This window comes from Shinella sumterensis (assembly GCF_004514425.2).
Taxonomy (GTDB): domain Bacteria; phylum Pseudomonadota; class Alphaproteobacteria; order Rhizobiales; family Rhizobiaceae; genus Shinella; species Shinella sumterensis.
The window spans coordinates 200,096-221,799 of record NZ_MYFN02000003.1; the positions used below are offsets into that span (position 1 = coordinate 200,096).

21 protein-coding genes and 1 tRNA gene are annotated in these 21,704 nt (G+C 63.6%); 6 read left to right on the plus strand and 16 right to left on the minus strand.

Features of this window, described 5'->3' with window-relative positions; translation table 11 throughout:
• Positions 1-81: 81 nt before the first annotated feature.
• The 9 genes from B5M41_RS08035 to B5M41_RS08075 form a co-directional block, all read right to left on the minus strand.
• Positions 82-909: a response regulator gene (locus B5M41_RS08035; RefSeq protein ID WP_134649481.1), complete on the minus strand. Its 828-nt coding sequence runs from the start codon at positions 907-909 to the stop codon at positions 82-84.
• A 97-nt stretch (positions 910-1,006) separates the two neighbouring features.
• Positions 1,007-1,261: a hypothetical protein gene (locus B5M41_RS08040; RefSeq protein ID WP_329959088.1), complete on the minus strand. Its 255-nt coding sequence runs from the start codon at positions 1,259-1,261 to the stop codon at positions 1,007-1,009.
• Between the two features lie 140 nt (positions 1,262-1,401).
• Entirely contained in the window at positions 1,402-3,879 is a 2,478-nt protein-coding gene (locus B5M41_RS08045) for a mechanosensitive ion channel family protein (RefSeq protein ID WP_230640022.1), read from the minus strand.
• A 101-nt stretch (positions 3,880-3,980) separates the two neighbouring features.
• Entirely contained in the window at positions 3,981-4,532 is a 552-nt protein-coding gene (locus B5M41_RS08050) for a DUF924 family protein (protein WP_134649483.1), read from the minus strand.
• A gap of 86 nt (positions 4,533-4,618) precedes the next feature.
• A complete protein-coding gene (locus B5M41_RS08055) occupies positions 4,619-5,674 on the minus strand; it encodes an acyltransferase family protein (protein WP_134649484.1) in 1,056 nt (351 codons plus the stop codon).
• A gap of 328 nt (positions 5,675-6,002) precedes the next feature.
• Positions 6,003-6,078, minus strand: a tRNA-Lys gene (locus B5M41_RS08060).
• A gap of 117 nt (positions 6,079-6,195) precedes the next feature.
• Entirely contained in the window at positions 6,196-7,110 is a 915-nt protein-coding gene (locus B5M41_RS08065; RefSeq protein ID WP_134649485.1) for a PhzF family phenazine biosynthesis protein, read from the minus strand.
• A gap of 93 nt (positions 7,111-7,203) precedes the next feature.
• On the minus strand, positions 7,204-8,310 hold the full coding sequence (locus B5M41_RS08070) for an endonuclease/exonuclease/phosphatase family protein (RefSeq protein ID WP_134649486.1): 1,107 nt from the start codon (positions 8,308-8,310) through the stop codon (positions 7,204-7,206).
• A 112-nt stretch (positions 8,311-8,422) separates the two neighbouring features.
• Positions 8,423-8,839: an Lrp/AsnC family transcriptional regulator gene (locus tag B5M41_RS08075; protein ID WP_134649487.1), complete on the minus strand. Its 417-nt coding sequence runs from the start codon at positions 8,837-8,839 to the stop codon at positions 8,423-8,425.
• 137 nt (positions 8,840-8,976) lie between these two features.
• On the opposite strand from B5M41_RS08075, the gene B5M41_RS08080 reads away from it, so the two are divergent.
• Positions 8,977-10,629: a M20/M25/M40 family metallo-hydrolase gene (locus tag B5M41_RS08080; RefSeq protein WP_230640023.1), complete on the plus strand. Its 1,653-nt coding sequence runs from the start codon at positions 8,977-8,979 to the stop codon at positions 10,627-10,629.
• Positions 10,630-10,751: 122 nt separating this feature from the next.
• On the opposite strand, the gene B5M41_RS08085 is transcribed toward B5M41_RS08080, so the two are convergent.
• The 3 genes from B5M41_RS08085 to B5M41_RS08095 form a co-directional block, all read right to left on the minus strand.
• On the minus strand, positions 10,752-11,975 hold the full coding sequence (locus B5M41_RS08085; RefSeq protein ID WP_134649488.1) for an aminotransferase-like domain-containing protein: 1,224 nt from the start codon (positions 11,973-11,975) through the stop codon (positions 10,752-10,754).
• A 478-nt stretch (positions 11,976-12,453) separates the two neighbouring features.
• Positions 12,454-13,473, minus strand: a complete 1,020-nt coding sequence (gene ilvC / locus B5M41_RS08090; RefSeq protein ID WP_134649489.1) for a ketol-acid reductoisomerase — start codon at positions 13,471-13,473, stop codon at positions 12,454-12,456.
• Positions 13,474-13,530: 57 nt separating this feature from the next.
• Positions 13,531-14,178 carry a TetR/AcrR family transcriptional regulator gene (locus B5M41_RS08095; protein WP_230640024.1) on the minus strand — a complete coding sequence of 216 codons (648 nt, stop codon included), beginning with the start codon at positions 14,176-14,178 and terminating at the stop codon, positions 13,531-13,533.
• 406 nt (positions 14,179-14,584) lie between these two features.
• Between B5M41_RS08095 and B5M41_RS08100 the strand changes: the two genes are divergently transcribed.
• A complete protein-coding gene (locus B5M41_RS08100; protein WP_134649491.1) occupies positions 14,585-14,965 on the plus strand; it encodes a BRA0787 family protein in 381 nt (126 codons plus the stop codon).
• A 260-nt stretch (positions 14,966-15,225) separates the two neighbouring features.
• The gene (locus B5M41_RS08105) at positions 15,226-15,435 is read left to right on the plus strand and encodes a cold-shock protein (RefSeq protein ID WP_134649492.1); all 210 of its coding nucleotides are present in this window, start codon (positions 15,226-15,228) and stop codon (positions 15,433-15,435) included.
• Between the two features lie 57 nt (positions 15,436-15,492).
• Here the strand turns inward: B5M41_RS08105 and B5M41_RS08110 are convergent, their stop codons facing one another.
• The gene (locus B5M41_RS08110) at positions 15,493-15,957 is read right to left on the minus strand and encodes an Lrp/AsnC family transcriptional regulator (RefSeq protein WP_134649493.1); all 465 of its coding nucleotides are present in this window, start codon (positions 15,955-15,957) and stop codon (positions 15,493-15,495) included.
• A gap of 168 nt (positions 15,958-16,125) precedes the next feature.
• Between B5M41_RS08110 and B5M41_RS08115 the strand changes: the two genes are divergently transcribed.
• Positions 16,126-16,839 (plus strand): aspartate/glutamate racemase family protein, encoded by a 714-nt coding sequence (locus B5M41_RS08115; RefSeq protein WP_160869394.1) that lies wholly within the window; start codon positions 16,126-16,128, stop codon positions 16,837-16,839.
• A gap of 3 nt (positions 16,840-16,842) precedes the next feature.
• On the opposite strand, the gene B5M41_RS08120 is transcribed toward B5M41_RS08115, so the two are convergent.
• Together B5M41_RS08120 and B5M41_RS08125 are read right to left on the minus strand one after the other, a co-directional pair.
• On the minus strand, positions 16,843-18,087 hold the full coding sequence (locus B5M41_RS08120; RefSeq protein ID WP_134649495.1) for an FAD-dependent oxidoreductase: 1,245 nt from the start codon (positions 18,085-18,087) through the stop codon (positions 16,843-16,845).
• Between the two features lie 18 nt (positions 18,088-18,105).
• Positions 18,106-18,513, minus strand: coding sequence for a winged helix-turn-helix transcriptional regulator (locus B5M41_RS08125; protein WP_134649496.1), 408 nt, complete (start codon positions 18,511-18,513; stop codon positions 18,106-18,108).
• 155 nt (positions 18,514-18,668) lie between these two features.
• Here B5M41_RS08125 and B5M41_RS08130 point away from each other — a divergent pair, with 155 nt between their 5' ends.
• Positions 18,669-19,556 carry an SDR family oxidoreductase gene (locus B5M41_RS08130; protein WP_134649497.1) on the plus strand — a complete coding sequence of 296 codons (888 nt, stop codon included), beginning with the start codon at positions 18,669-18,671 and terminating at the stop codon, positions 19,554-19,556.
• 41 nt (positions 19,557-19,597) lie between these two features.
• On the opposite strand, the gene B5M41_RS08135 is transcribed toward B5M41_RS08130, so the two are convergent.
• Positions 19,598-20,350, minus strand: coding sequence for a pyridoxine 5'-phosphate synthase (locus B5M41_RS08135; protein WP_134649498.1), 753 nt, complete (start codon positions 20,348-20,350; stop codon positions 19,598-19,600).
• A gap of 248 nt (positions 20,351-20,598) precedes the next feature.
• On the opposite strand from B5M41_RS08135, the gene B5M41_RS08140 reads away from it, so the two are divergent.
• Positions 20,599-21,681 carry a hypothetical protein gene (locus B5M41_RS08140; RefSeq protein ID WP_134649499.1) on the plus strand — a complete coding sequence of 361 codons (1,083 nt, stop codon included), beginning with the start codon at positions 20,599-20,601 and terminating at the stop codon, positions 21,679-21,681.
• The last annotated feature ends 23 nt before the right edge of the window (positions 21,682-21,704 follow it).

The following is a 21,704-nucleotide window of genomic DNA, read 5'->3' on the forward strand; positions in this document are numbered from 1 at the left end:
AACCCACACGCTTTACCAAGTCGTTAATCCGGCCGGAAATATCTCACGTTACGTGAGGTAAAACGCCGGCAAAAGACAGGCTCAGCCGGCCATCTTGAACTGCGCGCTCCTGATCTGCGCCAGCGTGTCGAGGTTCTGGTTGACGCGGCAGTAGAACTCCTCGTCGATGAAGGGCCGCATGATGAAATCGTTGCCGCCGGCCTTGAGAAACCGCGCGGAAAGCAGCCTGTCCGTCGATGACGAGATGCCGATGATCCGCAGCTGGTGCGAGCCGATGGAGCTGCGGATTCGCCGCGTCAGCTCGAAGCCGTCGATGTCGGGCATGTTGTAATCGGTGATCATCAGCCCGATATCGGGGTTCGCCTTGAGGAGCGCGAGCGCGGCCGCGCCGTTCTCCGCCACACTGACGCGGAAGTTGTACCTTTTGAGCCGCGTCGACAGCAGCGCACGGGCCGTGGCGCTGTCATCGACGATCAGCACGTGGTGACTGTGATTGGTCAGGAAGCGGCAGACGGACTCCGCCAGCATGTCGACGGCGAAGATATTATCCTTCAGGATGTAGTCGACGATCTCCTTGGACAGGAGCTGGTCGCGTGTCGTCTGTTGGAAGGTGCCGGTGAAGACGATGGTGGGTATGGAGAGGTCGACGAGGTAATTCAGCGCCTCGCCATTCTCCGCGCCCGGCAGGTTGATATTGGAGATCGCCAGCGTGATCTTCTCGCTGGACTTGTCATAGGCAAGCTCCAGCTCCTCGAAGCTGCGGCAGATCTCCACGTCGATATCGAACAGCTCCTTGAGCCGTTTCGAGATCATGGATGTGAAGACGTTGGAATCCTCGGCAACGATGATGCGATGATGCGAAAGAGACGCGCCGGAATACTGCATCCCGGAAATGCCGATGAACCCCATGATCTGCCTTCTTACGTAGATTTTCCCCACGTTAAGGCGTAGATGCATCCCTTTGAGAAAGCGTTAAGTTCCCGTCATGGGAAACCACGGTCGTGGCCTATTTGACCAGCGCCTCGCCGCCTTTGATCTCGACCTCTTCTCCGCCGCCGAGTGCGATGCGGTCGCCATTCGGCATGGTGAGGAAACAGCCGGACGGGCAGATGGTTTCCGTCGTGCCCGGCTCCAGCGCGATCTCCGCGCGGCTGCCGTCCTCGACGACCACCAGCACCTGCGTCTCGGCATCCTTGTTCGTCACGGAGGCGGCATTAGCTTGCGCGGTCATTGCGGCCGACACAAGCAACATCATGATCATTCGCTTCATCTTTGCCCGGCGCAACGCGCCGCCCCTCTTCACACGCCCTGAAGAACACTATCGCTCCCCGGCGGGATTTGCATGTGTTTTATGAGGGGACGGCTGAATGCAGCGTGAATGCGGCATTCATGTGCCGCAAATCAGGCATCGGATGGATCCTGCGCGGGCTTGCGGTTGCGCGCGGCGGCCGGTTTCGCCAGCTTGTCCGTCGCCTGTTCGAGAAGCGTCGAAAGAAGGAGAGCCCCCTCCGGCGAGATCTTGACCGGCACCTCCGGGGCGGCGGGGCCGGACATGGCGATGCCATCAGCGCGGAACCGCTCGAGGATGGCGGCACGCAGTTCGGATTTCACGGCCGTACCGTTGAGAATATCGGCAAGGAAGGCGCGGATCTCGAAATCGAGCGTCGCGGCGGAAAAGGCCTGGAAGACGACGACCGGCTCGGGGTTGCGCAACAGCCCCTGCTGGCCGCGCACGACATCGGCAATGACCTCCTGCACCTGGCGGGGATCGTTGCCGGCGTGAACGCTGAGGGCGATATCGATCCGGCCGAGCTTGTTGCGATGCGTCCAGTTGCCGACCTGTCCGTTGATCAGCACCGAATTGGGAACGATCACGGTCTGGCGCTGGAACGTCTCGATCTCCGTGGCGCGCACCGAGATGCGCCGCACGAAGCCCTCCGTCGTTCCCGCCACCACCCAGTCGCCGACCTTGAAGGGGCGTTCGGCCAGCAGGATGAGGCCGGAGACGAAGTTCGACACGATGTTCTGGAGGCCGAAACCGATACCGAGCGAGAGGGCACCGGCGACGAGCGCGAGGCTCGACAGGTTGATGCCCGCCGCCGATATGCCGATGAGCCCGGCAAGCGCCACGCCGGCATAGCCGACCGCGGTGCGCACGGAATTGCGCACACCCGCATCCACCTGGCTTCGCGCCAGCACGTTGCCGTCCACCCACTTCTGGAACCAGCGCGTGACGATGAAGCCGAGCGCGAAGAGCACGATCCCCGCAAGGATACCGACCAGCGAGATCGTGATGCTGCCGATGCGGATTTCCGTGAAGATGCGGTACGCCCAGGACTCGATGTCAGCGATCTGGAAGCCCCACTGCAGAAAGATCATCGGCAGGAAGAGCACGATGATCAGCAGGTAGATGCTCAAGCCGGATACCAGCCCGATCTGGTCGAGCACGATCGGGCTCAGCCCGAAGCGCTCCTCCAGCCGCTTGCCGACCGCCGTCGCACCAAAGGCATTGTTTGCGGATACGGCGCGGCCGGACAGGAAGCCGATATACATGGTCACGAGGATTGCGCCCGTCACGACGATTTGCGCCGCCACGAAGCGCGCCAGGCCGACATAGCCGAGCAGCGATGCCAGGATGAGGCCGAGGCCGGTCAGGACAAGCAGCACGAAGACGGAGCGCGGCCACTGATGACCTTGCGACTCCGGCGCTTCCCCGCGCCGCAGGACGGGTTGGACAAACGCCGTCACGAGAAGCAGCAAGCCGATGATGATGGAGGCGAAGAAGCTCTTGACCACGGTCAGGATGACCGGGGAGCCCAGCGTTTCGCTGATCGTGCCCAGGAAGTAGTCCGCTCCGTTGACAATGACCATGCTGAAGATCAGCAGCCAAAGCAGACGTGCACCATGATCGGATACCCGCACCAGCCGCCAGTTCCCGTCGCCCGGCGACAGCACGGCATTGGCAAGCTGGCCCACGAAAAAGATGCCGACCATGACGGCGAGCGCCACGGCAAGCATTGGAGCGGTGTCAGGCCGCAGGACCTTGAACGCATCCATGAAGAAATAGCTTGTGCCGGCGAAGGCGCCCGCGGCCGCCGTCGGCAGGACCGTGGACCAGAAGGCGACGGAAAGCCGCGTGATGTAGTGCGGCTTTTCCTGCTGGGCGACGCGCGTGATGTAGGGCGAAAACAGCCGGTAACTGCCCGTGAGAAGCACAAGGGCCGCCATCAGCGAGAGCGAAACGGCGGCAAGCAGCTGCAACCGCTTGAACTTCCAGACGAACTGGAGCCAGGCCGTCACCGTCCGCTGCAAGGTGCGCGCCTCCGCATCGATGGCGGTGGCGGCATCGCTGAAGAGGTCGGGCGTTATTTCCGTGCGCTTCAGCAGCGCCTCGCTGAACAGCTGCCGGCGGATTTCGGTAATCCGGTTGGAAAGCTTCGTTGCCTCGATGGAGAGATTTTCGGCCTCGCCGGTCAATGCATTGATCTGGTTGCGTTCGGCCGAGAGCTTCTTGCGCTCCTCCACCACGACGGCCGATTCGGCGGGCTCGCCGTCCGCCGGTGGATCGCCGAGCTCCGTCTGCCGTGCCTTGATGGCGTCGAGCCGCGGGCGCAGCGCCACGGAAATCGCCAGAATGGACCGGTTGAGCGTCTCCGCCTCGACCTTGAGGTCGACAAGGCGGTTATCGTCGGTCTCGTAGGCATCGACCTGCTTGCGGATGTCGTCGAGCTGCTTGCCGGCGGTGGTGAGGCCGGCATTCGCCTGGTCCAGCTGCGTGCCCACATCCGTCGCGACCGTCGGCGCCGTCTGGGCACCGGCGGGGGAAGCGGCCAACAGGAAAACCGCAAGAAGAATGGACAGGAGACGGGAGATCGGCAACGGGCCATCCTCACTGAACGGAAACAGGCGACTTCGCAGACGCGCGAACGAACACCCTTCTAGCCATGAATGCGGCCATTTTAAATGGGGCCGCCCGGCGCCTAGAAGCCCGCGTCCGGCTGGGCGAGATAGATTTCCTCCTGCGGCGTCGAGACGCGGCCGAGATAGGCATTGCGATGGGGAAAGCGGCCGAACTCGGCGATCACGTCGCGATGGCGGATGGCATAATCGAGATACATGGCATCGCCATGCGCCTCGAACAACTGCACCGAGCGGTCCTGATCGGCCAGCGATTCAGAATGTTCGAAGGGCATGTAGAAGAAGTGGCGGCGCCCGTAATCGACCTCTTGGTCCGCCCCGGCATCCAGAGCCAGCCGCGCTTCCCTGAGCGCCAGCCAGTCGGTCGCGAAGGCCATGGGCGATGCGCGATACATGTTGCGCGGAAACTGGTCGAGCACGATGATGGCCGCCAGCCGCGCCTCGGGGCTCGCACGCCATTGCGGCCCGACACCGCGCGATAGCGCCAGATGCGTGGCGGCGAATTGCCCGTGGACCCATGCATCGAGTTCCGGCGTGGAATTCCACCAGTTCTCGGCCGTCAGCGTATCGCACCAATAGGCAACCACCTCTTCCGGTCGCTTGATATCCGTCATGCCTGGTCCTCCATTCGGTTCGGGAGGCAATATGGCGAACGAGGCCCGCGAGGCAAGGGCGTTTGCCGGCATTCGGCACAAAGGCGCTAGGCGATCTGCTGGCGTCGTTGCCGCAGGCCTACAAATGCTCGGAAGCCCCGTGTCATGGGCTGTTCGACCACAAGATAGGTCAGACAGCCCACCGCCACCACCGCAGCCATGGCGAAGGGGCGATAGATCAATTGCTGGGCGACCGGCGACAGCGGGAGGCGCGACAGCACGAGACCGCAGGCCGACAGCACGATCGTGTGGGTCATGTAGATCGAATAGGACGCGTTCCCGAGAAAATGCATGATCCGGCTGTGCCGCAGCGCGCCCGCGCGCTCGAGATACATGCTGCCGCAGACGATCATGGCGGCGGGGATACCCCAGGTGATCACGCGGTCGATATCCTGCACAGATGGCTCGAACACGGCGGACAGCACCAGCCAGGCAACACCGCCCGCAACCAGCAGGGCCGACGGCAGAACGCCGATCTGCCCGGCGGTCCTGTAGCCGGCCGCGATCACGAGGCCGAACAGGAACTCGAGCAGATAAGGCTCCGTGTAGAACGAGAGCGAACCGGTCGGATGCAGGACAGCTCCTATGAGCACAAGTGCGCCGAAGGCAAGAGCGACCGCAACGATCCGCAGGCGCACCGCAAGCAGAAGCACCACGCTGAACAGGAGGTAGAAGAACATCTCGGCATTGATCGTCCAGCCGGGCACGAAAACCGGATAGAGATGCCCTCTCAGATCGGGATGCTCCCAGGGAAGGAACAGCAGCGACGCTGCGACATGCGCACCATCGAAATGCCCGTTGCTGACGGCCCAGGGGAACGCGACCATGATCAGCGTGATGAACAGTGTGATGAGCATATACATCGGCACGATGCGCAACGCCCGCTTCAGCAGGAAATCACCCGGCGTCAGGTTCTTGTCCACCGTCGAAAGCCACATGACCACGCCGGAGATGACGAAGAAAATGTCGACACCAGATCCGAGTGCCTGCGGGGACCATCCGTGATAACCGAGCCGCGCCAGCGGCGCCTGGTAGTGGACCATCACGACCAAAAGCGCGGCGACAGCTCGCAGATACTGAAGAGATCGAAGCTCGTTCGGCATGAAACACAATCCTGACTGTTCATCGGCGCGATGCCGGAACGTCAGATTGTTCGCCTTCACCTTTCATGCAAGCGGAAAGGCACAACCAGAGGGAAATGCCCGGTCGCATGGTAAATTCCGCTGCCGCAGCGAAAATCGGCCCGTGATTCCGTCTTGTTCAGACACACAATTGTCGCAGCGTTAGGAACAGCTTTACCAACCAACTCGGGGACCGTCCTCCCTGCCGCGCGGAGCGAACACGCACAAACGACAAAGGCGCCATAAGGCGCCTCGGACATGATCATTTTCTGAGAAAGCGCGTTGGTAGAAATGCGCTAAGTAATTGATTTGGTGGGTGATCACGGGCTCGAACCGTGGACCCGCTGATTAAGAGTCAGCTGCTCTACCAACTGAGCTAATCACCCACTTGACCGCTCCAGCGGTCTGACGGGGCGTATAAAGACGTTCTCGGACCTTGTCCATACCGCATCGGAAAAAATCTGCGTCCGTGGGCAAATTTCTTCCGCAGCGCAAAAATACCGTCACAAATCCAGCGTTCCCGAGGCGATACGAACGGCCTCGCCGCCGATACGTGCGCCGGCGATCGTTCCGCCGGCCACATCGAGGTGCAGATGAATATGCGAGGGGCGGCCCATCTCGACGCCCTGCTCGATCAGGTAGGGATGATGACCGTCCATCAGCCCGTCGAAGAAGTGGATCGCACCCGACATCGCCGCCACGGCCGCGCCCGTGGCCGGATCCTCCGCAATGCCCATGTCGGGCGCGAACATGCGCGTGTGGAATTTCGCATTGTGGTTCACGCCGCCGCGGCAATAGAGATAGGCGGCAGCAAGCCGCCCTTCCGCGAAGGGGACGCAGCGCTCCCAGAGCGCGGGATCGAACTCCACGGCACCGGCCGCGGCAAGATCGTGCACGGGGATCATGACGAAGGCCACCCCCGCGCTCCAGAGCGACGGCACATGGTTCTCGAAACCGATCTGCCCGGGCTTGAGGCTGAACGCATCGGCAAGCGCCTGCCGGTCGAACGTGGCGTCGAGCTGCGCGGATTTGCGCGGCAGGTCGAATTCGGCGAAGGCCGCTTTCCCGCCGCCGAGCCGCACCGCACAGCGCACCGGCCCGACATTCTCCTCCAGCACGCAGACCTGATCGCGCTGCCCGGCGGCCTCCCCGGCCGATTCCGCGATGGCGATGGCTGCGCCCACCGTCGGATGGCCCGCGAACGGCAGTTCGCGGCCCGGCGTGAAAATGCGCAGCCGCGCCGTATGCGCCGGGTTCTCCGCCGCCTTGACGAACACCGTTTCGGAAAGGTTGAACTCGCCGGCTATGCGCTGCATCGTGCCGTCGTCCAGATCGTCGGCGTCGAAGACGACCGCCAGCGGATTGCCGGCAAGGCGTGTATCGGTGAAGACGTCGTAAAGGGCGTAGCGACGGGACAAGGCATTCTCCCTGTTCATTTTTTGCCTGAACACATGCACCCAAACCTGCCCGAGCTTCCAACCGCGGGCAAGCGGAAATGATGCCGGTGCCTGTCAGACATCCAGCGTCATGACGACGGGGCAATGATCGGACGCCTTCGGACGGTCCCAGCCCACGCGCGGATAACGCTCCACCTCCTGCCCCGGCGGAAACAGCGTGCGGAACGGCTGGCCGGCGCGAATGATCTCCGGCACGCGATGGGCGTTGCGCTCGGCAAGCGATGGCGAAAGCCAGATGTAATCGAGCTGGCAGAGATGGCGCTCCTCCGGCCCCCGGCTGTGATAGAGCGTCCAGCGGTCATCGACGGGACGGCGCAGCATGGGGTTCACCGCAAACCCATCCGCGGTGAACGTGTCGAGCGCGCTCAGCGGTTCCTTTTGCGGGATGAAGCGGTAGCCGCTGCGCCGGTCGCCTTCGATGGCGAGCTTTTCCTGATAATCGTTCATGTCGCCGCAGATGGCGAAGGCCTTGTCGGCGGTTTTCCCGACGCCGAAGCGATTCTCGATGATGCGGCGCACGGCCCGCGCCTCGGCGATCCTGACCGGCATGGTCGATTGCCGGCCATCCATGCCGTCGCGCCCCGGCCCCATCGACTTGAAATGCACGACGTAAAGCGTCAGCGGACGCCCGCCGATGCGCAGGTCCAGTTCCAGGCAATCGCGCTTGAAGACCCTGTCATCGGGATTGAAGCCTGCGGCGGGATCAGCCGTGTGCAGATCGAAATCGCGATAGGTCACGCCGGCATGGCTGCGGATGTCGACGCATTCGATCCGCTGCCCGTCACGCGTCTCCTCGCGCATGAGCACACAGACGTCGATGCCGCGGCTGTCATTGCCCTCTATGAGGTATTTCTGCCGGTAGCCGTTGCCCACCATGCGGAACAGGTAGCCGTATTCGAAAGCCTGCAGCGCCGCCATGTTGTCCATTTCCTGCAGGCACAGGATATCGGCATCCGCATCCGCGATCGCCAGGGCAGAATGCTGGCGCGCATCGTCGGTGAGCGCGATGGTGCGCGCCTCCTCCAGCCGCTGGTATTCGGCCTCGTTACGGATATCGAACAGCCGCAGGACGCGATCCTGCCGGACCTGGTTGCGGAAACCGGTATAATCGAAGCGTGTGAGGAGATTTTCGATATTGAAGGTGGCGAGGCGGAGCGACATGGGGTCCTTTCGGCAATGCCGGCGAAGTGTAACCGCCTGCCCGGCAATGGAAAGCGTCTTTTCGGTCCGTGCACAACCGGTCGGCCCGGAGCCGTGACCGGGCGGCAAAAGGCTAGAGCGTCGTCAGAAGCAGGCTCGTTTCGGATTTCGAAACCCCGTCCATGGCCCGGATGCCGCGCAGCACGCGCTCGAAGGTGACGAGGTTTTCCGCTCGAAGATCCGCGACGAGGTCCCACGCACCGTTGGTGGTATGCAGGGCATGCACCTCCGGGATGCCGCGCAATGCCTTGATGACGGCTAGTGTCTTCTGCCCGGTGATCTCGATCATCGTGACCGCGCGCACGGCGTGCGGATCATCCGCCTCCGAAACCCGCACCGTGAAGCCGGAAATGATGCCCGCACGCGTCAGCCGCTCGATGCGGTTCTGCACCGTACCGCGCGAAACATTGAGCGCCGTCGCCAGCGCCGACAATGACGCACGGCCATCCTTGCGCAACAGCGCGAGAAGCTTTTGATCGATCGTATCCATGGGAAACCTGACGAAATGACAATCTCTCATGACAGAATGCCAGAAATTCGCACAATTCATACAGGGATTTGGCGTTTTGCCTGCCTTCATCCTCGGCTAGCGTTCTCATCATGACAACGCTGACGACAGGCGCTCCGATGATGACAGAAACCGCGGTTCAAACGGCTGCCCGGCGCGCCAGGGCTCTTTCGCTGCAGATGACGCGCTGGCCGAGTGTGACCGGCTCGCCCGACGAGGCAGCGTTTTCAGAGCACCTGCGCGCGCATCTGGCCGAGACACCCTATTTCACGCGCCATCCCAACCGGCTTTTCACCATCGACAGCCATGGCGAACCGATGACCCGCACCCTCGTGGCGCTGGCGTGCGGCACCGGCCGGCGAACCATCGTGCTGGCTGGGCATTTCGATACGGTCTCCATCGCGAACTACGGCGCGCTGGCAGCGCTTGCCTGCGATCCGGAACCCCTCACCCAAGCGCTCATGGCCGAATTGCGTGGCCGCCCACGCAACCGCGCCGAAGAAAAAGCACTCATAGATTTCGAAAGCGGCGACTTTATCGCCGGGCGCGGGCTTCTCGATATGAAGAGCGGCCTTGCCGCCGGCATCGCCGCGCTCGAGCGCTTCGTGGCGATGGAGGCGCCGCAGGGCAATATCCTCTTCGTCGCCACGCCGGACGAGGAAAACCGCTCGCGCGGCATGCGCAGCCTGCGCGACGCCCTGCCCGACATCGCCCGCCGCTTCGACCTCGACATCGTCGCCGGCATCAACCTGGATGCCTCCAGTTGCGAGCACGGTGGCGAAGAGGGCCGCGCGGTCTATCTCGGTTCCATCGGCAAGTTCGCGCCCTTCGCCTTCGTCATCGGCCGCCCGACTCATGCGGGCTATCCCTTCGACGGCACGAGCGCCTCCCGCATCGGCGCGGACATCGTGCGTGCCATGGATACCGTGCCGGAGCTCAGCGACGAGGCCTTCGGCGAGCGCGCGCCGCCGCCGGTCTGCCTTGAAGCGCGCGACGTCAGGGACGGCTACGAGGTGACGACACCGGATCGTGTCTGGCTCTCCTTCAACTGGCTGACCCACCGGCGCCGCGCCGCCGACATCCTCAACGATTTCCGCGTGGTCGTGAGCGGAGCGCTCCAGTCCGCACTTGACACGCAGGATGCGCATCACGCCCGTTTCCAGGGCGGTCCGGTCGCGAAGACGCAAGGCGTGGTGCTGACCTATGCGGAGCTTGTGGCGCGGCTGAAGGGCGATGCGCTCGAACGCCTGGAAGCACTCGACCGTTCACTCTCCGGCGGCAACGATCCCTTGAAGGTGAGCCGCGAGATCGTGGCGGCGACGGCAGCCGAAGCGGGCATCGAGGGCCCCGCTGTCATCATCGGCTTCGGCAGCCTGCATTATCCGCTGGTGCATCTGGAACAGGCGGGAGGCGCCGGCCGCACCATGCGGAGCCGCTTGCAGGCCGTGATGGCGGATACCGCGAAGCGACACGGCACGTCGATCAAGTTCAAGCAGATCTTCGCCGGCATTTCCGACATGAGTTTCTTCGGCCATCGTCCGGACGCCGGCGAAACCGGCATCCTCGCCGCCAACACCCCGTCGGCGGCCTTCACCGACGCAGCCCCCGCCGGATTGCTATCCTTCCCGACCGTGAATATCGGCCCATGGGGGCGGGATTATCACCAGAAATGGGAGCGCGTGCATGCGCCCTATACGTTCGGCGTGCTGCCGGACCTGGTGTTCGAGTCGGCTCTGGCATTGCTGGATTCAGCTCCAGAAACCCACCCATGAAAGCTCGGCTGAGGCTGGCATCCTTCCCTTCTCCCCCGCGGGGAGAAGGAGATAAGAGAGACCCGCATCCCCTCGGCAAATCCGGCACGCTTGCAGGCAGAGCAGCGCGGCGAAGGTCGTGATCACGCCGCCAGGCGTTCCGCGTTCAGCAGGCGGCCGAGGCGGGAGATGCCTTCCTCGATCGTCGCGGCATCGGCGCAGGAGAAGCTGAGACGCAGCGTGTTGGCGCCGCTGCCATCGGCGTGGAACGCCTGACCGGGCACGAAGGCGACCTTTTCGGTCTCGATGGAGCGTGCGAGCAGCGTCGCGCCGTCCATGCCAGCCGGCAGCGTGACCCAGATGAACATGCCGCCTTCCGGCTTGGTCCAGCTCACGCCTTCCGGCATGTATTTCTGGAGTGCGGCCAGCATGGCGTTACGGCGCGCGCTGTAGGCGGTGCGGATCTTCGCGACCTGCGCGTCGAAGCCGCGCTCGGCGACATGGGCGATGGCCATCTGGTTGATCGTCGAGGAATGCAGGTCGGCCGCCTGCTTCATCAGCACCAGCTTGCGGATGACGGGGGCGGCCGCGACGATGTAGCCGACACGCAGGCCCGGCGCGAGCGTCTTGGAAAAGCTGCCGCAATAGATGGTGCGCGTGGCATCGATATCGCCCTTCTCGGCGATTTCCAGCGCCAGGATCGGCGGCACGGCCTCGCCGTCATAGCGCAGCGACTGGTAGGCGGCGTCCTCGATGACGGGGATATCCAGCTCCTCCGCGAGCGACAGCAGCCTTTCACGGCCGGCGCGATCGACGGTCTCGCCCGTGGGATTGGCAAAGTCGGCGGAGAGATAAGCGAACTTGACGCGGCCACCGGCTTCCGCCGCCGTCGCGCGGTAGGCGTCCGGTGTGCGATTGCCTGAAAGGTTCAGCCGGTCATAGGTCGGCTCATAGGCGTTGAAGGCCTGGAGCGCGCCGAGATAGGTCGGCCAGGTGACCAATGCCGTATCCTTCGGCGACAGGAAAAGCTTGCCGAGGTAATCCAGCCCCTGCTGCGAGCCGGAGACGATGAAGACATTCTCGGCCGTGCAGGGAATGCCGATCTTGCCCATTTCGCCGGCGAGCCAGTCACGCAGCGGCTTGTAGCCTTCGCTGACGGAATATTGCAGGCCGGCCGCCGCGTTCTCGCCCGCCAGCACATCCGCATAGGCGGCCGCGAAGGCCTCCTTGGGAAACAAGGCCGGATCCGGAATGCCGCCCGCGAAGGAGATGATGTCGGGACGCTCCAGAAGCTTCAGAAGTTCGCGGATTTCGGACGCCTTCATGCGCGACGCGCGGGTCGCGAAGGCCTGTTCCCATTTGAACATGGTGTTTCCTCGGGCTTGTTGTTTGAACGCACCTCATCATGGCGCCGCATTTATGTCAATAATACTGACCTAATTTTTAGCGCCAAAAGACGTTCAAGGCCCGAAACCATGCCTGGTATCGCCGCCGGCAAGCACCGCCGAATACCGCGGCCCGCGCCTTTAGCGTTCAGGTCGTCCGGTCACCGTAGAGACTGAGCAGAACAAGCATCGCTATACTGCCCAGGATAAAAAGATCGAACCAGGCGAAGTATTGGATAATCGTGGTCATCGCACCATCCTCCTGACAGTCGAACGAAACACAGAGGTATTTTGTTCCTGAAGGAGGGTTTTCGCAAGAATATTACTTGCTGCGATGCAATATATAATTTGCATGCATCGCATTAATTTGATGGCGCTGAAATAAAAGACCGGGCGGAAGACCGCCCGGTCGCTCGCCCGGCGCAGGGTGCCGGACGATTACTTGGCTGGAGCCAAGTGTTTAGTTGACGGCCTTGTCGACCAGCTTGTTCTTGCCGATCCAGGGCATCATGCCGCGCAGCTTGGCGCCGACTTCCTCGATCTGGTGGGCGTCGTTGTTGCGACGGATGCCCTTGAAGCGGGCGCCGCCGGCCTTCCATTCCTGCATCCAGTCCGAGGTGAACTTGCCGGTCTGGATGTCCTTGAGGACGCGCTTCATCTCGGCCTTGGTCTCTTCCGTGATGATGCGCGGGCCCGTGACGTATTCGCCCCACTCGGCCGTGTTCGAGATCGAGTAGTTCATGTTGGCGATGCCGCCTTCATAGATCAGGTCGACGATGAGCTTCACTTCATGCAGGCACTCGAAATAGGCCATTTCCGGCGCATAGCCGCCTTCGACCAGCGTTTCGAAGCCGGCGCGGATGAGCTCGACGAGACCGCCGCACAGAACGACCTGTTCGCCGAAGAGGTCGGTTTCGCACTCTTCCTTGAAGTTGGTCTCGATGATGCCCGAACGGCCGCCGCCGACGCCGCAGGCGTAGGAGAGAGCGAGGTCGAGCGCGTTGCCGGAGGCGTTCTGGTGAACGGCAACGAGGCAGGGAACGCCGCCGCCCTTCTGGTATTCGCCGCGAACCGTGTGGCCCGGGCCCTTCGGCGCGATCATGACGACGTCGAGCGAAGCCTTCGGCTCGATGAGGCCGAAATGCACGTTGAGGCCGTGGGCGAAGGCGATGGCAGCGCCGTCGCGGATGTTGCCGGCGATGTCGGCCTTGTAGATGTCGGCCTGGAGCTCGTCCGGCGTCGCCATCATGAGGAGGTCGGCCCACTTGGCCGCTTCGGCAACGGTCATGACCTTGAAGCCGTCGGCTTCGGCCTTCTTGACGGTCGGCGATCCGGCCTTGAGCGCGATCACGACGTTCTTGGCGCCGGAATCCTTCAGGTTGAGGGCGTGAGCACGGCCCTGCGAGCCGTAGCCGACGATGGCGACGTTCTTCGCCTTGATGAGGTTGAGATCGGCATCACGATCGTAATAGACGCGCATCGATGGTTCCTTCCCTTGCTTGTCTGTTTGAACTGGACCGGCGGTTTCCTGCCGGCTTTACCGTTTCGCGCCATGAAGCGTCAGGAAGGCATCGACCGCCTTCTCCGCGCGTGGCGAGAATTCTTTCCTGAGGGCTGCGGCATCCTCGCCCAGCAACATGCGCAGATGCATGTCGGAGACGATGAGGCCGTAGAGCGTGCCGTATGCCTCGTCCGCCCGGTCGAAAGCAAGCAGCTTCGCCTTGCGTCCGGCTTCCAGCAGCGCTGCGGCGCGCTTGCCGATCTGGCGTCGGCCGCGCTCCTGCAACAGCCGGCCGAGCCCGGCGCCCTCGCGGCTCGCCTGGCCGATGGCAAGCCGGTTCAGCGCCAGCGACACATCGCCCGACAGGACATCGATGAGATCGACGGCGAAGGCGACGAGATGCGCGCGCAGCGTCTCGGCCGTCAGCGCGCCCGCGCTCGCCTCCACCGTGCGCACCTTGCCGGCCTGGTAGGCGATCATCGCCGCGATCAGCCCGTCGCGATCGCCGAACCACTTGTAGAGGCTTTCCTTGGAACAGTTCGCCGCGCGGGCGACACCGGCGGTCGTCAGCGCCCGCTCGCCACCCTCGACAAGCAGGCCGAGCGCACGCTCCAGCACCGCGCCCTGACGTTCCGTCAGTCCCGCGGCGGCTGCACCTGCCCTGCCCTGTTCTGTCGCCTGCACGTCTGTTACCCGCCACATTATGCGTACCGTACGGTACGGTTCGCATCTTCTAGCGATCCGCGCGGCGCCGGTCAATCGCCTTTTGTGCGATAAGGAGATGAGTCACGGATGGATATGGAGAGAGTCGCGTCCCTTCACGCGCTGCGGCACACAAAATACGCCGCAACGCACAACGGCGCGAAAAATATTTTTCCCGCTATCCTGCTGTTTAGAAACAGAACTCCCGGTTATTCACTCGCGGCATCGGCGATGCACAATATTTTTCGCTTCCCAATCGATTTCCGCTTGTTAAGATTTGTGAGGCCTGCGGTGCAGCAGACCGATGCCCATACGTATCGGCCCGCCACGCCTCAGGTGCCCAGTCAGGAGTAAGAAGCAAAACGCCCTTATGCCAAGGAGACAGAGAATGATGAATTTCCTGCCAGACCTGCACGAAGGACATGCTCCCATAACCCTGCAACAACTGTTCGGCGATGCCCTGGAAGCCTTCGATTCCTGGGAAGATGGACGCGCCGAACCCACCGTGATCTACGAGGACCAGCTCCTCCCGATCGGCCTCGTTTTCGAAAACATGCGTGAGTGCACCGATATCCTCCCGCGTACGCTGGTCGATATCGTGACAACGGCCTTCGCCCACGACCCGGCGGCGTCCGACACGGAAATCGTCACGTTCGGCGACGCTGCCCGCCTTGCCGCCGTCAGCGTCGCGCAACGCCGGCTCTATGGCGAAACCGCCATCGCAGCCTTCCTGAACCAGCACCGCACCGACAAGCGGCGCCCCGCCTGATTGTGGCCAGGCCCCGTCAATGGCGGGGCCTGCGTCCTTCGCAAGCGCATTTCCGGCGCCAAACGAATGACGACATGCGCGACGGCGCGTCTTGACCGCTTGCGGCGAAGCACTTATTTCTCCCGCATCGAGATTTGAACGTTGTCTTCTGCTTTTGCCGGCTCTGCCTGCAGCTTCACGAACTTCCCCTTCAAATTCGACCACCCAAGGCCGCCCTCCGGCGGCCGAAGATTGATTTGACGGCTAGGAAAGGTTTCGTCATGGCAACTGGCACTGTAAAGTGGTTCAACACGACCAAGGGCTACGGCTTCATTCAGCAGGACAGTGGTGAACCGGACGTTTTCGTCCACATCTCCGCTGTACAGCGCGCGGGCCTCGTCGCTCTGGACGAAGGTCAGAAGGTCAGCTTCGAGCTGGTCCGCGACCGCAAGTCCGGCAAGATGTCGGCCGATCAGCTCGCCGCAGCCTGATCAGCAATTGAATTGACAGATGGAAAAGGCCGGTCTCGACCGGCCTTTTTCTTTGGCCTACTGCGCGTGGTCGACCGGCAGCCTGACCCCGGATTTCAGCACCTCCATGGAAATGGAGGCAGAGACGTCGAAGAGTTCGACCCGCCGCACGATGCGCTTGTAGACGACGTCATAGTGCTCGACGCGCGGCAGAACGACCTTCAGGATGTAGTCGTAATTGCCCGTCAGCCGGTGCGCCTCGACCACTTCGGGGATATCGGCGATCGCCCGCGAGAACAGCTCGATCCAGTCATCGGCGTGATGCGCCGTCTTGATCAGGGCGAAGACCGTCGTCGGCACCCCCATCTTCTCGCGGTCCAGCAGCGCGACCCGCCCGGCGATATGGCCGCTTTCCTCAAGCCGCTGGATGCGCCGGGCACAGGCCGAGAGCGAAAGGTTCACCTTCTCGGCCAGCACCGCCACGGATGCACCCGCATCCTCCTGAAGCAACGCCAGCAATTTCCGGTCACGATCATCAAGCACGCGCAGATTCCTCGATACTTACGGCCTATGCGCGAATTATTAGCGCATTAAATGCATCAGACAACACGAGACACGCGAGAATTCGGGAAAATCGCCGCAACTTTGCAAACAATCGCCACGGCATCGGCATCATTATAGACGCAACAGGAAAATCATGGGGAAGTGACGATGAAAACGATCGGCCTTATCGGCGGCATGAGCTTCGAAAGCACCGCAGTCTATTACCGCATGATCAACGAGGCCGTCCGCGCGCGGCGCGGCGGTCTGCACTCCGCGGATGTCATCGTGCACTCCGTCGATTTCCAGTCCATCGTCGATTTGCAGAAGGCCGGACGCTGGGACGCCGCCGGCGCGCGCCTCGGTGCAGTGGCCGCGGGGCTGGAGAAGGCAGGCGCCGACTGCGTGCTGATCTGCACGAACACGATGCATCTCGTGGCCGATGCGGTCCAGAGCGCGGTGAAGGCCCCGCTTCTCAACATCATCGACGAGACGGCGCGCAGCATTCTCGCCGCCGGCAAGCGCCGCCCGCTGCTGCTCGCGACCCGCTACACGATGGAGCACGGCTTCTACGCCGACCGCATGAAGATGGCGGGCCTCGACGTCATGGTCCCCGACGCGGCGGGCCGCACGCTGGTCCACGACGTGATCTTCGACGAATTGTGCCAGGGCAAGGTGCTGGAAAGCTCCCATGCGCGCATGATCGCGCTGATCGAGGCAGCCCGTCTTGAGGGCGCAGACTGCGTCATCCTCGGCTGCACGGAAATCTGCATGCTGCTCGATCCCGATGCCCTGCCGCTGCCCGGTTTCGATTCGACGGCCATCCACGCGAAGGCCGCCGTCGATTTCGCGCTTGGCTGTGCCGCCGCCAGCCGGGCGGCCTGACGCCTACGCCTCCCGCAGCGCCGCCTCCAGCCAGCGGCATTCCTGCAAGCCGGCACGGGCGAACGGGTCGGCAAGCGTGCCCGAGACGATGGACGCCAGCAGCTGCGGCGTCGGCGGGATTTTTGCGACGGTCGCGACCAGCCGGTCACGCAACCACGCGATCGCCCGCGAATCCGACTGGTAGAACGGCGTGAAGACATAGGACAGCAGCTGAAAGAGCCGCACGTGATTGCGCCGCGCGGCGGCGTAGGCGGCAAGCGCCTCCTCGACGCTGGCGGCCGATGACAGGGCATGGGCGAGCGCTGCGGCGTCGAGCAGCGCCATGTTCGCGCCCTGCCCGAGCTGCGGGCTGGTCGAATGCGCGCTGTCGCCGATGAAGACGATGCCGTCGGCATGCGGCGGAAGCGCCGTGCGATGGGCATAGCGCGCCAGCGTCAGCTGGTCCCAGTCGGCGATCTGGTCGAGGAACGGCGCCGTTTCCGGCCAGTAATCGGCGATGCCAGCCTTCCAGCGCGCAAGCCCGGCCTTTCTTACGGCATCGGCCTCGGCGATCTTGAGGCTCCAGAAGAAGGCGACCTTGCGGCCTTCCGCCGGATGTGCCCGGCCGACCGGCAGCACGCCGATCATCACCTTCGCCGCATCGTAGCGCTGTGTCAGCGCGCGCGGATCATGATCGATGCCATCGCAGTCGAGCGTCGCCCAGAAGGCGCCCCACGGCAGTTCGCGGATCGCAGGCGCGACGACGGATGCGGCCACGAGCTGCGAACGCGCGCCCGTCGCATCGATCACCAGGTCGTAATCCCCGACAATCTCGCCATCGACATCATGCAGAACCGTGCGCGCCTGCCGCGTCTCGGCCTTGGCGAGCGAAATGCCCGTGCGCACCGCAATCCGCTCCGCCACGACAGCGTCGTGCAGGGTCGTAAACAGCGCGGCGCGATGCACCGCAAGCCCGTAGCGCCCGCCGGAAAGCGCATCGTAACGAACGTCGAGCACGGTGCGGCCGCTGCGCGCATCCGCGCCATGCAGTCGCTCGATCCGGTTGCCGAGGCCGTGGATCGTCGAGGACAGGCCGAGTGCATCGAGCACGGTCAGCCCGGTCGGTTGCATCAACAGGCCCGAACCCACGGGCGACGGCTGCTCGAAACGTTCGATGATCTCGACCCGGTGGCCGGCGCGCGCCAGAAAAAGTGCAGCGGCAAGCCCCGCAGGCCCCGCTCCGGCAATCCCGATATCCAGTCGCTTCATACTTTCCCCGCCGGGCCCTCAGTCCTGTTCAGCGTCGTAGACCGCCCGCGCGGCACGGATCGCGTCGTGATTTTCCGTCGACCAGTGCACCAGGGACCGCAGAAGTGCAAGAAAGGACTGCCCGAGCGGCGTCAGCGCATATTCCACGCTCGGCGGCTGCGTGGGATAGACGGTGCGCGTGATATAGCCGTCGCGCTGGAGATCGCGCAGCGTCTGGGTCAGCATGCGCTGCGAGATGTCGGGAATGAAGCGGCGAAGCTGCGAGAAGCGGCGCGGACCATCGGCAAGGCCGAGGATCATCAGCGACGTCCATTTGCCGCCCACGCTGTCCAGCACGTCCCGCACGGGACAGTCGTTCATCGACATGGCGACGCCGTCGATGAGAATGACGCGCTCGCCCTCGGCGCGGTCGATCATCTTGTTCATGGCCGGTTCCCTCCAGGTAACCACGGCAGAAAAAACTGCCTCCTTTACTTATTCTATCACATGACCAAATTGGAGATAGTCTCAATTTGAGACCTTATTCCATCGGGTCCGAAGGCGCTTTGCCTCCCCCAAGACATCGAGAGAAAGGCAAGTCCATGTCAGACACGATCCTCATCACCGGCGCTTCGGGCCATCTCGGCCGGCTGGTGCTCGACGCGCTCCTGGCCTCCGGCAAGGTAGCCCCCGCAAACATTATCGCGACCAGCCGCGATACGGCCAAGCTGGGTGACTACGCCGCGCGGGGCGTGACCGTCCGCGCCGCCGATTTCGACAATCCGGCCTCGCTCGACGCGGCTTTCGCGGGCGCCGGCAAGGTGCTCATCATCTCCACCGACGCGCTCGACAAGCCGGGCCGCCGCCTCGCCCAGCATGAGGCCGCCGTCGCCGCCGCGAAGAAGGCCGGCGCGAAGCACATCCTCTACACGTCCATGCCGCAGCCGAACGATTCGCTCGTCACCTTTGCGCCCGATCATCTCGGCACCGAAAAGGCCATCAAGGCGACGGGCATCCCCTATACGATCCTGCGCGACGGCTGGTATGCGGAAAATCTTTTCATGTCGCTGCCGCATGCGCTGCAGACCGGTTCCTGGTACACGTCGACCGGCCAGGGCAAGATCGCCCATATCACGCGCGCCGACACCGCCGCGGCCCTCGCCGGCGCAATCCTGAAGGCCGGAACGGAAAGCACGACCTACACGCTGACCGGCCCGAAGAGCCGCACGGCGGAAGAAATCGCCGCGATCGTCTCGGCCGCCACGGGCAAGCCGCTCAATGTCGTTCATGTCACGGATGCGCAGCTTGCCGAAGGCCTGAAGGGCGCCGGGCTTCCCGAAGCCTTCATCCCAACCATCGTCTCCTTCGACGCCAATACGCGCGAAGGCAAGATCGCGATGGTGACGAAGGACGCAGAAACCCTGTCTGGCCGCCCCCTCACCACGCTCGAGGATTTCGTTGCCGCCAACAAGGCAGCCCTCCTCGGCTGATCCATGAGGATGCGGCGTGCCAACAGGCGCGCCGCATCGCCTCAGACGTCCTGCCCGCAGGCGCGGCAGAAGCGGCGCACGGTCTCGGCCATGCCGTATTGCAGTGCATCGGCCGTCAGGCCGTGGCCGATCGAAACCTCGGCGAGACCGGGTATGCGGGCAACCAGCGGCGGCAGGTTGGCGACCGTCAGGTCGTGGCCGGCATTGACGCCGAGGCCCAGATCGAAAGCGATATCGGCGGTCTCGCCGAGCGTTTCCAGAATGCGCTCGCCCTCTGCCGGATTGTCGTAGCAGCCGCCGTAAGGACCGGTATAGAGCTCGATCCGGTCCGCGCCGATCTCCCGTGCAATGGTCAGCGCCTCGCGATCGGGATCACCATCGGCGAAGACCGAGACGCGCAGGCCGAGCTTCTTGAGCCGGTCGACGATATTGCCCAGGAGATTGTGGCTCTTGCGGAAGTCCCAGCCATGATCGGATGTAGCCTGCGAGGGATCATCCGGCACCAGCGTCACCTGTTCAGGACGATGCTCTTCCACGAGCCGCATGAAGTTTTCTTCCGGGAAACCCTCGATGTTGAACTCTGCGCCCGCGCCTGCCTCGTCCACCAAAGCACGGATCGGCGCGAGATCGCTGAAACGCACATGCCGCTGGTCGGGCCGGGGATGGACCGTCAGGCCGCTCGCCCCCGCATCGAGCGCGATCCGCCCGAGATCGGTGACGCTCGGCCAGGGCAGGTCCCGGCGGTTGCGCAGCATGGCGATTGCGTTCAGATTGACCGACAGTTTTGCAGGCATGGCGACATGGACTCCCTTTCGAAAGAAAGGTCTAGCCGGTTGTTTCCACAAGAGCAATCACCCGCAACCGGCCGGCAGCCGGCCGCCGTCAGTCATCTGTATACAGTCTGCTTCGCCCCCTTGCCGCCCCTCGGGAATCACCGCTAAAGTACCCTTAAATTTTAGGGCATGCTGAAGCGGCCGGCGAAACAGGCCCGGCGAAACGGGAAGGACGGCGAAACACCGATGGTCTCCTTTATGGCGACACGATGAGCAGGATCGAAAGGCCGGCGTGCGAGTGCGTTCGGCTGGCGCTTTCGGCCATCATCGCCAGCGAGACGTTCGCCCGCTCGGAGCGCCTGCGCTCGTTCCTCGCCTACATCGTCGAGATGGATCTTTCCGGCAAGGCAAGTCACCTGAAGGGCTACAGCATCGGCGTCGACGTCTTCGGACGCCCGCCCGGCTTCGACGCGGGAAGCGACCCCCTGGTGCGCGTGCAGGCGGGAAAGCTGCGCAAGCTCATCGAGGAATACTACAACAAGGAAGGCGCGGCCGATCCCGTGCGCATTCGGGTGCCGCTCGGCAGCTATGTGCCGGAATACAGCGTCGTCAACGTGGACGCCCCGCCAAAAGCGAACCGCGACATCGAGACGCGCCGGCCCCGCGCTGCGCCCGCCAAGCCCTCGCGCTCCTGGCTTCCCGCGCCCGTCTCATCCCACCTGGCGCTCTTCTCTCTGCTTCCGCTCGTCTTTCTCGCCCCGTCCGTCTATCCGGGCGCGACCAATGCGGCGATCGGCGACGCCCAGTTCGCGCTCTCCGTCCAGAACCGCTTTCCCAGCCAGGCGCTGGCCTTGCCGCGCCTTCGCATTCTCCGCTGCTGGCCGGCCGGCAGCGAATGCCATGTCCTCGCCGATGCCGTCGAAAAGGCTGCGGGCTATCACAGGACCGTGCGTATTGCGGGATCGCACGAGGGCGATCCGGCGCCCCTGTCCTATGCCGTCCGCGTCGAGACCCAGCCGGATGGAAAGGGCGTCTATGTCCGCCTTTTCCACGAAAGCTCCGGTGTCACGGTCGATACGCGGCATTTTTCCCGCGAGCAGCTGGGCAGCGCCGAGGCCGTGGCCTTCGAGGCGGTGAATTTCACGGCGCGCGCCCTCTCCGTGAACGGCCCGCTCTATCGCCACGCCGCGCGCACCGGCATTGCCAGCGGCCTCATGGAATGCCTGATCCACCGGACCGCCTCGCTTTCGGCGGGTATATCCCAGAGCGCAAAATCGACCGTCTGCAGAACGACGCCATCGAACGTGGTTGCCGCGATCACGCCGCAAAACGACGTGCCCTCCGCACAGTGAAGGCCTTGCGGCCTCCGCGCGCA

Bases quoted from the DNA above. Each gene is read 5' to 3' on its own strand.
- B5M41_RS08070 (WP_134649486.1), bottom strand. From the start codon at position 8,310: ATGTCGCTCCGCCTCGCCACCTTCAATATCGAAAATCTCCTCACACGC.
- B5M41_RS08080 (WP_230640023.1), top strand. From the start codon at position 8,977: ATGATGACAGAAACCGCGGTTCAAACGGCTGCCCGGCGCGCCAGGGCT.
- B5M41_RS08115 (WP_160869394.1), top strand. From the start codon at position 16,126: ATGAAAACGATCGGCCTTATCGGCGGCATGAGCTTCGAAAGCACCGCA.
- B5M41_RS08035 (WP_134649481.1), bottom strand. From the start codon at position 909: ATGGGGTTCATCGGCATTTCCGGGATGCAGTATTCCGGCGCGTCTCTT.
- B5M41_RS08055 (WP_134649484.1), bottom strand. From the start codon at position 5,674: ATGCCGAACGAGCTTCGATCTCTTCAGTATCTGCGAGCTGTCGCCGCG.
- B5M41_RS08100 (WP_134649491.1), top strand. From the start codon at position 14,585: ATGATGAATTTCCTGCCAGACCTGCACGAAGGACATGCTCCCATAACC.
- B5M41_RS08130 (WP_134649497.1), top strand. From the start codon at position 18,669: ATGTCAGACACGATCCTCATCACCGGCGCTTCGGGCCATCTCGGCCGG.
- B5M41_RS08085 (WP_134649488.1), bottom strand. From the start codon at position 11,975: ATGTTCAAATGGGAACAGGCCTTCGCGACCCGCGCGTCGCGCATGAAG.
- B5M41_RS08135 (WP_134649498.1), bottom strand. From the start codon at position 20,350: ATGCCTGCAAAACTGTCGGTCAATCTGAACGCAATCGCCATGCTGCGC.
- B5M41_RS08075 (WP_134649487.1), bottom strand. From the start codon at position 8,839: ATGGATACGATCGATCAAAAGCTTCTCGCGCTGTTGCGCAAGGATGGC.
- ilvC (WP_134649489.1), bottom strand. From the start codon at position 13,473: ATGCGCGTCTATTACGATCGTGATGCCGATCTCAACCTCATCAAGGCG.
- B5M41_RS08105 (WP_134649492.1), top strand. From the start codon at position 15,226: ATGGCAACTGGCACTGTAAAGTGGTTCAACACGACCAAGGGCTACGGC.
- B5M41_RS08040 (WP_329959088.1), bottom strand. From the start codon at position 1,261: ATGATCATGATGTTGCTTGTGTCGGCCGCAATGACCGCGCAAGCTAAT.
- B5M41_RS08050 (WP_134649483.1), bottom strand. From the start codon at position 4,532: ATGACGGATATCAAGCGACCGGAAGAGGTGGTTGCCTATTGGTGCGAT.
- B5M41_RS08125 (WP_134649496.1), bottom strand. From the start codon at position 18,513: ATGAACAAGATGATCGACCGCGCCGAGGGCGAGCGCGTCATTCTCATC.
- B5M41_RS08120 (WP_134649495.1), bottom strand. From the start codon at position 18,087: ATGAAGCGACTGGATATCGGGATTGCCGGAGCGGGGCCTGCGGGGCTT.
- B5M41_RS08140 (WP_134649499.1), top strand. From the start codon at position 20,599: ATGAGCAGGATCGAAAGGCCGGCGTGCGAGTGCGTTCGGCTGGCGCTT.